Source organism: Paraburkholderia sp. J8-2, assembly GCF_905220195.1.
Classification (GTDB): domain Bacteria; phylum Pseudomonadota; class Gammaproteobacteria; order Burkholderiales; family Burkholderiaceae; genus Paraburkholderia.
The window spans coordinates 181,412-193,667 of record NZ_CAJMZA010000009.1 but is presented as its reverse complement, the minus strand read 5'-3'; the positions used below and the strand labels follow the sequence as shown (position 1 = coordinate 193,667).

Sequence of the window (12,256 nt, the reverse complement as noted above, 5' to 3'; positions counted from 1 at the left end):
TGGGGAGCATCATGGGTTCGGTCTCGATGCAATCGGTATCAAGCTCGCGCGGCGAGCGTCTGTCCGCCTTCGTCGACGGTGAAGCGTCGGCGCAGGAGCATCTGAACGGAAAATATCTGGAACTCGACGGCGAAGGGCGCGCAGCCTGGTCGGAGTACCACCTGATCGGCGACGTGCTGCGCTCTGACGATCTGGCACTTAGCCAGGCCGCGAGCCGCGCTTTCATGACGGGTTTCGCAGCGCGTTTCGAAGCGGAGCCGCATCTGCTCGCACCGGCCGCGCTGCCGCAGGTGCAGGCTGGCCGCAATGAGCGCGTGGGCCGTATTCTGGCGCTGCGCCGCCGCGTGGTGCCGTCGTTGGCCGTGGCCGCCGCCGCTGCTACGCTCACGTGGATCGTCATGCCGCAAATGCGCGGCGTGGGCATGGCCGGTGCGCCGCAAATCGCCGCCGTCCAGTCGCAGGGCGACGGCGTGCAGCGCGTGGCGATGAACACCACGCCGGCGCCTCTGACCGGCGCTCAGGACGGTAATATCATCCGCGACGCGCGCCTCGACGAATACCTCCAGGCGCATCAGCAGTTCGCGCAGCAGCCGGTTATGTCGGATTCCATGCCGTACATCCGCTCAGCCGCTCTCACCACGCAAGGCCAATAAGTTTGATGCAGACATTGCGGTTGAATAAAAAGACGATCTGGGGGCGGTTGCCGGCATTCCTGTGCTGCGCAGCCGTGATGTTGACCGCTCTGTCTGTCGCCCCGCGTGCCCACGCGCAAGGCGCGTCCGCGGCCGATGCCGCCACGCGCCAGAGCGCGGCGCAGTTGCTCGACCGCATCCAGCAGGCTGCTCAGCAGCAAAGCTACGAAGGCACCTTCGTCTACCAGCGCGGCGAGTTCGTGCAGTCCTCACGCATCACGCACTACGCCTCGAAGCAGGACGGCGAGTTCGAGAAGCTCGAAAGCCTCGACGGCAAGCCGCGCACGATGCTGCGCCACAACGACGATCTTTATACCTTCGTGCCCGAGCGCAAGCTGCTCGTCGTCGAAAAGCGCCAGAACAAGGACGCTTTCCCGGCGCTGCTCTCCACCAGCGGTGACCAGGTGCTGGGCGTGTACGAGCCGAAGCTGCTCGGCAACGACCGTGTGGCGGGCCTCGACAGCCAGGTGATCCAGCTCGACCCGAAGGACAATTTCCGCTTCGCCTACAAGCTGTGGGCCGACGCGAAAACCGGACTGCTGCTGCGTTCGCAGATGCTCGACCCGTCGAACGGCCAGGTGCTCCAGCAACTCGCGTTCACGCAGGTACGCATCGGCGGCCCCGTCGACAAGACGCCTATCGTGAACGGCATGCGCAATATCGAGGGCTGGAACGTGGTGCGTCCGCCGCTCCAGCCGGTCGATATCGAAGCGCAGGGTTGGTCGTTCGGCCAGGCCGCGCCGGGCTTCCAGAAGATTCGTGAAGTGCGCCGGCCCATGGCCGCACGCGACGCCAGCGATCCGCCTATTCCGGTCGATCAGGCTGTGTTCTCTGACGGACTGTCCACGCTTTCCGTCTTTATCGAACCGGTGAAGAACAACAGTCGCAAGGAAGGCTCGGGCAGCAGTGGCGCGACCCACGTGCTCGTGAAGCGCAACGGCGATTACTTCATCACGTTGCTCGGAGAAGTGCCCCAGACCACGTTGCAGCAGTTCGCGTCTGCCATAGAATACAAGGCTCCCAGGTAACTCCTCCTTCGGCTGACTTCGATATGACGATTCTCCCGCTGCGCAAATTCTTCGCGGCCGCGGTCGTGGCGGCATGCCTGCCGTTCGCACCGCACGTGGCATCGGCGGCGCCAGCTGCCAACCTGCCCGATTTCGCCGACCTCGTGGACAAAGTGGGACCATCGGTCGTCAATATTCGCACCACCACACGCGTCTCCACGGCGCAGCGCGGCCTCCCGCCGGGGATGGATCAGGGCGACATGTCGGAATTCTTCCGCCGCTTCTTTGGCATCCCGCTCCCGCAAGGGCCGCAGGGTGGACAAGGCGGCGGTCAGGGCGGCGGCGGTCAAGGAGGAAGTCAGGGCGGTGGCGGTTCCGATTCGGGCCCGGACAGCGGCAACGATACCGAACAGAACAGCGGCGTCGGCTCGGGCTTCATCCTTTCGAGCGACGGCTACGTGATGACCAATGCGCACGTGATCGATGACGCGGACAGCATCTATGTGACGCTCACCGACAAGCGCGAATTCAAGGCGAAGCTGATCGGCGTGGACGATCGCACGGACGTCGCCGTGGTGAAGATCCAGGCCGCGAATCTCCCGGCCGTGACGATGGGCGATTCGAACAAGGTGCGCGTGGGCGAGTGGGTCGTGGCGATCGGTTCGCCGTTCGGCCTCGAGAACACCGTAACGGCGGGCATCGTGAGCGCGAAGGGGCGCGATACCGGCGACTATCTGCCGTTCATTCAGACCGACGTGGCCGTGAACCCCGGCAACTCGGGCGGGCCGCTCATCAACATGCAAGGCGAGGTGATCGGCATCAACTCGCAGATCTATAGCCGCACCGGCGGCTTCATGGGCATTTCGTTCGCGATTCCGATCGACGAGGCGATGCGCGTGGCAGATCAACTGAAGTCGACGGGCAAGGTCACGCGCGGCCGCATTGCCGTGGCGATCGGCGAAGTGACGAAGGACGTAGCCGACTCGCTCGGCTTGCCCAAGGCGCAAGGCGCGCTCGTCTCCAGCGTCGAGCCGGGCGGCCCGGCCGACAAGGCGGGCATCCAGCCGGGCGACATCATCCTGAAGTTCAATGGCGCGAGCGTCGACGCCGCGACCGACTTGCCGCGCATGGTTGGCGACACGAAGCCGGGCACCAAGGCGACTGTGACGATCTGGCGCAAGGGCGCGACACGCGATCTGCCGATCACGATCGCCGAGATGCAGACCGACAAGAGCGCGAAGGCCGACCAGAAAAAGGCGCCCGATCCCAAGCCGCGCGCGATGGGTGCGCTCGGTATCGCGGTGGTCGATATCCCCGCCGACCAGCTCGCCCAGCTCAAGATCAAGGGCGGTGCGATGGTGGATTCGGTGGACGGCCCGGCAGCGCGCGCCGGCCTGCAAAAGGGCGACATCATTCTGCGCGTGGGCGACACGGATATCACGGGCGCGAAGCAGTTCCAGGACGTCACAGCGCATCTCGACCCGCAGAAGATGGTGGCGGTGCTCGTGCGGCGCGGCGACAACACGCAGTTCGTGCCGCTGCGCCCGCGCGCACCGGGTCAGAAGTAACGCGCGGTGCGCCCGCCCTTGCGGTCTTCGCCGGCGTCGCCGGGCGCGCTCGAGCGTGCGAGCGCGCACCTCGTGCTGTACGGGCGCGCGTGGTGTCATCTGTGCGAGGACATGCGCGTCGCGCTCGAGCCGCTTGCCGCGGCGGCGGGTGCGCGGCTCGACGTGATCGATGTCGATTCCGACCCCGCGCTGCAGGCCCGTTACGACGAACTCGTGCCGGTGCTGCTTTGCGACGGCATCGAGCTGTGCCATTACCATCTCGACGAGGCGCGCGTGCGCGCGACGCTCGGGCTCGCCGCCGACGCGCCGGGCGCGCTGCTGAAGCCGCCGAGCGGTGCGTGAAACGCGCGTGCGGTGGGCCGCGCAACATGCAAGCCCGCCATGACACATCCGTTACATCAGCGGACGGTTCGCCCGTGGGACCCCTTTTCGGCTAAAATAGTCCGGTTTTTCATCTGTTTACGAGGCGTGCCACGCAATCGTTGGGGCGCGCCTTTTTCGCTTGATCGGCACTGAATGGATCATATTCGTAACTTCTCGATCATTGCGCACATCGACCATGGCAAGTCGACGCTCGCCGATCGCATCATCCAGCTGTGCGGCGGCTTGTCCGACCGCGAAATGGAATCGCAGGTGCTCGACTCGATGGATCTCGAGCGCGAGCGCGGCATCACCATCAAGGCGCAGACCGCCGCGCTCTCGTACAAGGCGCGCGACGGCAAGGTCTACAACCTGAACCTGATCGACACGCCCGGGCACGTCGACTTCTCGTACGAGGTGAGCCGCTCGCTCTCCGCGTGCGAGGGCGCGCTGCTCGTGGTGGACGCGAGCCAGGGCGTCGAGGCGCAGACGGTGGCGAACTGCTACACCGCGATCGAACTCGGCGTGGAAGTCGTGCCGGTGCTCAACAAGATTGACCTGCCCGCCGCCAACCCCGAAAACGCCATCGAAGAAATCGAGGACGTGATCGGCATCGACGCGACCGACGCCACGCGCTGCAGCGCGAAGACCGGCCTCGGCGTGGAAGATGTGCTCGAAGCGCTCATTGCCAAGGTTCCGCCGCCCAAGGGCGATCCGGAAGCACCGCTGCAGGCGCTCATCATCGACTCGTGGTTTGACAACTACGTGGGCGTGGTGATGCTCGTGCGTATCGTCAACGGCACGCTGCGTCCGAAGGACAAGATCAAGCTGATGGCCACCGGCGCGCAGTATCCGGTCGAGCACGTCGGCGTGTTCTCGCCGAAGTCGCGCAACCTCGATTCGCTGTCGGCGGGGCAGGTGGGCTTCATCATCGCGGGCATCAAGGAACTCGCCGCGACGAAGGTGGGTGACACCGTTACGCTCGCCACGAAGCCGGCGTCCGAGCCGCTGCCAGGCTTCAAGGAAGTGAAGCCGCAGGTGTTCGCGGGTCTCTATCCGGTCGAGGCGAACCAGTACGACGCGCTGCGCGAATCGCTCGAAAAGCTCAAGCTCAACGACGCTTCGCTGCAATACGAGCCGGAAGTTTCGCAGGCGCTCGGCTTCGGCTTCCGCTGCGGCTTCCTCGGTCTCTTGCACATGGAAATCGTGCAGGAGCGTCTCGAACGCGAGTTCGACATGGACCTCATCACCACGGCACCAACCGTGGTGTACGAAGTCGTGCAGGCGGACGGCACCCTGATCAAGGTCGAGAACCCGGCGAAGATGCCGGAGCCCTCGAAGATCGGTGAGATCCGCGAGCCGATCGTCACGGTCAACCTGTACATGCCGCAGGACTATGTGGGTTCGGTCATCACGCTCTGTACGCAGAAGCGCGGCAACCAGATCAACATGCAGTACCACGGCCGCCAGGTGCAGCTCACGTACGAAATTCCGATGGCGGAGATCGTGCTCGACTTCTTCGACCGTCTGAAATCGGTGTCGCGCGGCTATGCGTCGATGGACTACGAGTTCAAGGAATACCGCAGCTCGGACGTCGTGAAGGTCGACATGCTGATCAACGGCGACAAGGTCGATGCGCTGTCCGTCATCGTGCACCGCACGCAGTCGCAGTACCGCGGGCGCGAAGTGGCGGCGAAGATGCGCGAGATCATTCCGCGCCAGATGTACGACGTGGCCATCCAGGCCGCGATCGGCGCGCACATCATCGCGCGCGAGAACATCAAGGCGCTGCGCAAGAACGTGCTGGCCAAGTGCTACGGCGGCGACATCACGCGTAAGAAGAAGCTGCTCGAAAAGCAGAAGGAAGGCAAGAAGCGGATGAAGCAGGTCGGCTCTGTCGAGATTCCGCAAGAGGCCTTCCTCGCCATCCTTCGTGTCGAAGATAAATAAGTAACGCGAATAAGCCGGACAACGGATCTCTACATGAATTTTGCGCTGATACTTTTTGTGCTCGTTCTCTTGACGGGCGTTGCGTGGGTTGCAGACAAACTGGTGTTCATGCCGCGTCGGCGCCTCGCCGCCGATGCGGCGGTCGCGGAGTTCGACCGTCAACAGGAGCGTATCGGCGAGCGTTTTGCCGATGAAAACGCGCCTGCCACGCGTCAGAACCTGCGCAACGAAAAGCTGCGCCAGCCGTGGTGGCTCGAGTACACGGCGAGCTTCTTTCCCGTCATCCTGATCGTGTTCCTCGTCCGCTCGTTCGTCGTGGAGCCGTTCAAGATTCCGTCGGGTTCGATGGTGCCGACGCTGCTCGTGGGTGACTTCATCCTCGTGAACAAGTTCGACTACGGCATCCGCCTGCCGATCACGAACACGAAGGTCACGCAGGGCCGGCCGCTCGAGCGCGGCGACGTGGTCGTCTTCCGCTATCCGAAAGACGAGTCGGTCGACTACATCAAGCGCGTGATCGGCCTGCCGGGCGACGTGGTGTCCTATCAGGACAAGCAGCTCACGATCAACGGCAAGCCGGTGCCGGAAGTGCCGCAAGGCGACTTCTTCGACGAAGAGCGCATTGGCTACGCGAAGCAGTTCACGGAAGACCTCGGCAACGGCCGCAAGAACAACATCCTCAACAACCCCGCGGTGCCGCCGTTCATCGTGGGCGCTGAGGACTACCCGTATCGCGACAACTGCCAGTACAACGCGCGCGGCGTGATCTGCAAGGTGCCGCCGGGCAACTACTTCATGATGGGCGACAACCGCGACAACAGCGCGGACAGCCGCTACTGGGGCTTCGTGCCCGATGCGAACATCGTGGGCCGCGCGTTCTTCATCTGGATGAACTTCAGCAACCTGCGTCGCATCGGTTCGTTCGAGTAATGTGTGTTTGATCGACGTGCGATGCACGTTGATCACGCTGCGCGAAGAAGCCAAAGAAGCCGCAACAAAAAGCGCATGCGCGAACACGAGTCTTGCTCGCATAACTCGCATCGCATCTTCGCGCGCTACTTGAAGAATCCTCGGTAACGTCGCTTCATCACGGTTTTTCGCCCGCCGCCCCCTGTTTTCGCCGGGGGCGGCGGGCGCGTTATACTCTCCCCATGCCCCAATCTCCGTTGGAAAGCCGTTTGCGCTACGAATTTCGCAATGCGGAATTGCTGCGCCAGGCTTTAACCCACCGCAGTCACAGTGCCACGCATAACGAACGCCTCGAATTCCTCGGTGATTCGGTTCTGAATTGCGCGGTGGCTGCCCTATTGTTCCAACGTTTTGGCAAGCTGGACGAGGGCGACCTTTCGCGCGTGCGCGCGAATCTGGTCAAGCAGCAGTCGCTCTACGAGATCGCTCAGGCCCTCAATATTGCCGACGGCCTGCGTCTCGGCGAAGGCGAGCTTCGCAGCGGCGGCTTCCGCCGCCCGTCGATCCTTGCGGACGCGCTGGAAGCGATCTTCGGCGCGATCTTCCTTGACGGCGGCTTCGACGCCGCGCAGACGGTCATCAAGCGCCTCTACGTGCCGATCCTCGATCACATCGATCCGCGCACGCTCGGCAAGGATTCCAAGACGCTGCTGCAGGAGTACCTGCAAGGCCACAAGATCGCGTTGCCGACCTACACGGTCGTCGCGACGCATGGTGCGGCGCACAATCAGCAGTTCGAAGTCGAATGCACGGTGCCGAAGCTCGACGTGAAGGTGTCGGGCTCGGGCGCGAGCCGTCGCGCGGCGGAGCAGGCCGCGGCGAAGAAGGCGCTCGACGAGGTCATGGCCGCGGCGCCGGCGCTGGTTGCGAAGCCGCGCCGCTCGAAGGGCGCGCGAGCGCCCAAGCCGGAGCCCGAGGTCGTCCCGGGCGTGACGGGCGTGCAGGGCGCGCTCGATCTGCGCTCGCCGGAGCGCCGTGAGCGCGCCTCGGCGCGCAGCGAGCGTCCGGTGCAAACCGCGGCGGCCGAAGGCGCGCCGCTCGCGGTGATCCGGGCCGCGCACGTGCAGGAGCGCCCGGCGGAGAAAGCCGAACGCGGTGCGGAGAAATCGGGCGACAAGCCAGCGGGCGACAAGTCAGCGAGCGACAAGCCAGCCGATAAAGCGGCGGGCTTCGATGCCGTACCGAGCGCCGGCGCCATTGGCCACCGTTCGCCCCCCGTGAAGGCCGAATCGGCGCTGCGCACCGTCGAGCGCGCGCAAACCGCGACGTCCGGCGGCACCAGCACCAATGCCGAGACGCATGCCGAAGCCAGTACGGCTATTCCCGTGCGCGCGGCCGATGCCGGCCACTGATTCCACCGAGGCGCGCCGCGCGCGCGTCTCCCGTTTTTCTATTCCGGTCCGATCATGAACGCTCCCACTTCCACTCCTGCCGGTTTTCGTTGCGGCATGGTCGCGATCGTCGGCCGTCCGAACGTTGGCAAATCGACGCTGATGAACGCGCTGGTCGGCCAGAAGATCAGCATCACGTCGCGCAAGGCGCAGACCACGCGCCATCGCATTACCGGCATCAACACGATCGACGACGCGCAGTACATCTTCGTCGATACGCCGGGCTTCCAGACGCGCCACAGCACGGCGCTCAACCGTTCGCTCAACCGCGCGGTGACTTCCACGCTCAGCTCGGTCGATGCCGTGCTGTTCGTGATCGAGGCCGGCAAGTTCGGCCCCGACGATCAGAAGGTGCTCGACCTGATTCCGCCGAATGCGCCTACGATCCTGATCGCCAACAAGATCGACCGCGTGAGCGACAAGGCCACGCTGTATCCGTTCATCCAGCAGGTGCAAGGGCTGCGCGAGTTCCGCGAGATCGTGCCGCTCTCGGCCATGAATCCCGACGACATCAAGCGCCTGCTCGTGACTCTCAAGCCGTATCTGCCCGAAGGCGAGCCGATCTACGGCGAAGACGATCTCACCGACCGCAGCGAGCGTTTCCTCGCCGCCGAAATCCTGCGCGAGAAAGTGTTCCGCTGGACCGGCGACGAACTGCCGTACACGAGCACGGTGCTGATCGACAAGTTCGAGCAGGAAGGGCGCCTGCGCCGCGTTTTCGCAACGATTCTCGTCGAGCGCGACACGCAGAAGGCGATGGTGATCGGCCAGAAGGGCGCGAAGCTCAAGCAGATCAGCACTGATGCGCGCCTCGACATGGAAAAGCTCTTCGACGGTCCCGTCTATCTCGAAACCTTCGTGAAGGTGAAGAGCGGCTGGGCCGACAACGATGCCGGGCTGCGCGCCTACGGTTACGAGTAAGCACGACGGGCACCGCGTATGAGTGACGGCGCAGCCGGAACCCTGCACGACGACTGGCCCGCGCACGACGAGGCGCAGGCCGACGAGGCATTCGCACCGGGCGAAGCGTCCGAATCCCGCGGCACGCGGCGCTCGCCCGCAAAAGGCACGGCGCTTGCGCGCAGCACGAAGGCATCGAAAGGCGCCGCCACGCGCAACGCGATGACCGAAGGCGCCGACGCCACGCTCGAAGGCCGCGCCGAACCGCGGCCCGCCCGCAAGACCACTGCGCGCTCGCAACTGCCGCGCGCTTCACGCAGCACGACCCCCGATTACCGCATCGCCGAGCAGCCGGCTTTCGTGCTGCACAGCTATCCGTACCGCGAGACGAGCCTGATCATCGACGTGCTTTCGCGCGATCACGGCCGCGTGGCGCTCGTCGCGAAGGGCGCGAAGCGTCCGCACTCGGCGTTGCGCGGCGTGTTGCAAACGTTCCAGCCCCTCGCGCTTTCGTGGACCGGCAAGGGCGAGGTGCGCACGCTCACGGGCGCCGAATGGGTCGGCGGCATGTTGCCGCTGACGGGCGACGCGCTTCTGTGCGGCTTCTACGTGAACGAACTGCTCGTGAAGTTCATCGCGCGCGAAGACCCGCATCCCGAACTCTTTCGCCACTACGTCGTCACGCTTACGCGCCTCGCGCACGACGAGCCGCCCGTGCAGGTGTTGCGCTCGTTCGAGCGCGTGCTGTTGCGCGAGGCGGGCTACGCGCTCGCGCTCAACCGCACCGTGAACCGCAAGGCCGTGGTGGCTGAAGGCCGCTACGTATTCGATCCGGAGCGCGGCGTGCGCGACGCATCGGACGAATGGCCCGCGCAATGGCCCCTGCTTTCGGGCCAGACGTTGCTCGACATGGAAGAGGACGATTACCATCGACCCCAGACGGTTGCGCAGAGCAAGGCGCTCATGCGTTTCCTGCTGAACACTTACCTTGGCGGCACGCCGCTCGCGACGCGCCAGATTCTGATCGACTTGCAGAACCTATGAGCTTCTTTCTCACTTCGCCCAACGTGATCGACCTCGGCGTGAACATCGACCACGTCGCCACGCTGCGCAACGCGCGCGGCACCGCTTACCCCGACCCGATCCGCGCAGCGTTGCTCGCCGAAGAGGCGGGCGCCGATGCGATCACGCTGCATCTGCGCGAGGATCGCCGCCATATCGTCGACGCCGACGTGCGTGCGCTGCGCCCGCAACTGAAAACGCGCATGAATCTCGAATGCGCGGTGACGGCCGAGATGCTCGACATCGCGTGCGAGATCAAGCCGCACGACGTCTGCCTCGTGCCCGAAAAGCGCGCGGAACTGACGACCGAAGGCGGCCTCGACGTCGCAGGCAACTTTGACGCTGTTGCCGCCGCCTGCCGTCAGCTTGCGGATGCGGGCTGCCGCGTGTCGCTTTTCATCGACCCGGACGAAACGCAGATCCGCGCTGCGCACGAAACGGGCGCGCCCGTGATCGAGCTGCACACGGGCCGCTACGCCGAAGCGCACGACGCCGGCGAGCAGGAGCGCGAATTCGAGCGCGTGGTGACGGGCGTGAACTGCGGCAACAGTCTCGGACTGAAGGTGAACGCCGGCCACGGCCTGCATTACACGAACGTGCAGCAGATCGCGGCCATCGACGGCATCGTCGAGCTGAATATCGGCCACGCGATCGTTGCGCACGCAATCTTCGCGGGCTGGGAGAACGCCGTGCGCGAAATGAAGGCGATCATGGTCGCGGCGCGCCTCGGCACGCGCGGCTGATTGCAGCCCCGCGCTTCGCGCTCACGCAATCGATCTATCTCGACGGGAGTCTCATGGCGATCTACGGTATCGGCACCGACATCATTCAGGTGAGCCGCGTGGCGGCGGTCATGGAGCGCACCAACGGGCGCTTCGCGCCGCGCGTGCTCGGCCCGGATGAACTCGCCGTGTACGAGGCGCGCAAGGCGCGCTCGGAAGTGCGAGGCCTCGCGTACCTGTGTACGCGGTTTTCCGCGAAAGAAGCGTTCTCGAAAGCGATTGGTCTCGGCATGCGCATGCCGATGACCTGGCGCGCCATGCAGACCCTCAACGAGCCCGGCGGCCGGCCCGTGATCGTCGCCTCGGGCGAACTCGCGCGGTGGCTCGACGAACGCGGCATCACGGCGCGCGTGAGTATCACCGACGAGCACGACTACGCGGTGTCGTTCGTGATCGCCGAAGTGAACGCCGCAGTCAACGGCTGATATCCATTGCCGTGCGTCGCGCGGCATCTACGCACAACTCAGCAAAACTCATCGATGAAGAATAATCCCGGGCCGGTAATGCTCGACGTGGTGGGCACCACGCTGAACGACGACGACGTGCGCCGCCTCGCGCACCCGATGACCGGCGGCGTGATCCTGTTCGCGCGCCACTACGAGAACCGCGCGCAGCTCGTCGCGCTGACCGACGCCATTCGCGCGGTGCGCGAAGACTTGCTGATCGCCGTCGATCACGAAGGCGGCCGCGTGCAGCGTTTTCGCACCGACGGCTTCACGGTGCTGCCCGCCATGGGGCGCCTTGGCGCGCTGTGGGACAAGGACGTGCTGCTCGCGACCAAGGTCGCGACGGCCGTGGGCTATATCCTCGCGGGCGAGCTGCGCGCGTGCGGAATCGATCTGTCGTTTACGCCTGTGCTCGATCTCGGCTATGGGCAGTCGAAGGTGGTGGGGGACCGCGCGTTCCATCGCGACCCGCGCGTCGTCACGTTGCTCGCCAAGAGTCTCAACCACGGACTGTCGCTTGCGGGCATGGCCAATTGCGGCAAGCATTTTCCGGGTCATGGCTTCGCGACGGCGGACTCGCACGTCGCGGTGCCCGTCGATGAGCGTCCGCTCGAGGCGATCCTCGGCGAAGATGCGCTGCCTTACGACTGGCTCGGCCTCTCGCTCACGGCGGTGATGCCGGGGCACGTGATCTATCCGAAGGTCGATTCGAAGCCCGCGGGCTTCTCGCGCATCTGGGTCGAGGAGATTCTGCGCAAGCGGCTGCGCTTCACCGGCGCGATCTTCAGCGACGATCTCTCGATGGAGGCCGCGCGCCAGGGCGGCACGCTGACCGAAGGCGCGCGCGCCGCGCTCGAAGCGGGCTGCGACATGGTGCTGATCTGCAACCAGCCGCACGAGGCCGAAAAGGTGCTCGACGCGTTGCGCACCACCGAGCCGCGCCGCGCCGCCAAGGCGTCGGACCTGCGCATCAAGCGCATGCGCGCGCGCGGCAAGGCGCTGCGCTGGGACAAGCTGGTGGCCGACCCAGGGTACATCGAGGCGCAGGCATTGCTACGCAGCGTGCTGCCTTGACGCCCTGATTGCCGCGCCGGCAAAACGAAAAAGGCGGTCCTCCGGAAACGAAGGG

Annotated in this window: 12 protein-coding genes; all 12 read left to right on the top strand. The window is 65.1% G+C overall.

Annotated features, from left to right (window positions below; translation table 11 throughout):
• Positions 1 to 11: 11 nt before the first annotated feature.
• The 12 genes from U5A52_RS21390 to nagZ all read left to right on the top strand — a co-directional run bounded on the left by U5A52_RS21390 (position 12) and on the right by nagZ (position 12,201).
• Positions 12 to 653, top strand: coding sequence for a sigma-E factor negative regulatory protein (locus U5A52_RS21390; RefSeq protein WP_321936104.1), 642 nt, complete (start codon positions 12 to 14; stop codon positions 651 to 653).
• A gap of 5 nt (positions 654 to 658) precedes the next feature.
• Complete coding sequence (locus U5A52_RS21385) at positions 659 to 1,720, top strand: MucB/RseB C-terminal domain-containing protein (protein WP_321936140.1); 1,062 nt, start codon at positions 659 to 661, stop codon at positions 1,718 to 1,720.
• A 23-nt stretch (positions 1,721 to 1,743) separates the two neighbouring features.
• The gene (locus U5A52_RS21380) at positions 1,744 to 3,267 is read left to right on the top strand and encodes a DegQ family serine endoprotease (RefSeq protein WP_321912533.1); all 1,524 of its coding nucleotides are present in this window, start codon (positions 1,744 to 1,746) and stop codon (positions 3,265 to 3,267) included.
• 18 nt (positions 3,268 to 3,285) lie between these two features.
• Positions 3,286 to 3,609: a glutaredoxin family protein gene (locus U5A52_RS21375; RefSeq protein WP_321912531.1), complete on the top strand. Its 324-nt coding sequence runs from the start codon at positions 3,286 to 3,288 to the stop codon at positions 3,607 to 3,609.
• A gap of 174 nt (positions 3,610 to 3,783) precedes the next feature.
• Entirely contained in the window at positions 3,784 to 5,577 is a 1,794-nt protein-coding gene (gene lepA, locus U5A52_RS21370; RefSeq protein ID WP_321912529.1) for a translation elongation factor 4, read from the top strand.
• 33 nt (positions 5,578 to 5,610) lie between these two features.
• Positions 5,611 to 6,507: a signal peptidase I gene (gene lepB, locus U5A52_RS21365; RefSeq protein ID WP_321936103.1), complete on the top strand. Its 897-nt coding sequence runs from the start codon at positions 5,611 to 5,613 to the stop codon at positions 6,505 to 6,507.
• A 221-nt stretch (positions 6,508 to 6,728) separates the two neighbouring features.
• Entirely contained in the window at positions 6,729 to 7,898 is a 1,170-nt protein-coding gene (gene rnc, locus U5A52_RS21360) for a ribonuclease III (protein WP_321936102.1), read from the top strand.
• A 54-nt stretch (positions 7,899 to 7,952) separates the two neighbouring features.
• On the top strand, positions 7,953 to 8,858 hold the full coding sequence (gene era / locus U5A52_RS21355) for a GTPase Era (protein WP_321912524.1): 906 nt from the start codon (positions 7,953 to 7,955) through the stop codon (positions 8,856 to 8,858).
• An 18-nt stretch (positions 8,859 to 8,876) separates the two neighbouring features.
• Positions 8,877 to 9,881 carry a DNA repair protein RecO gene (gene recO, locus U5A52_RS21350; RefSeq protein WP_321912522.1) on the top strand — a complete coding sequence of 335 codons (1,005 nt, stop codon included), beginning with the start codon at positions 8,877 to 8,879 and terminating at the stop codon, positions 9,879 to 9,881.
• A complete protein-coding gene (gene pdxJ, locus U5A52_RS21345) occupies positions 9,878 to 10,642 on the top strand; it encodes a pyridoxine 5'-phosphate synthase (RefSeq protein WP_321912520.1) in 765 nt (254 codons plus the stop codon). The genes recO and pdxJ overlap by 4 nt, the downstream gene beginning before the upstream one ends.
• 53 nt (positions 10,643 to 10,695) lie before the next feature.
• Entirely contained in the window at positions 10,696 to 11,106 is a 411-nt protein-coding gene (gene acpS / locus U5A52_RS21340) for a holo-ACP synthase (protein ID WP_321912519.1), read from the top strand.
• A gap of 54 nt (positions 11,107 to 11,160) precedes the next feature.
• Entirely contained in the window at positions 11,161 to 12,201 is a 1,041-nt protein-coding gene (gene nagZ / locus U5A52_RS21335; protein ID WP_321936101.1) for a beta-N-acetylhexosaminidase, read from the top strand.
• The last annotated feature ends 55 nt before the right edge of the window (positions 12,202 to 12,256 follow it).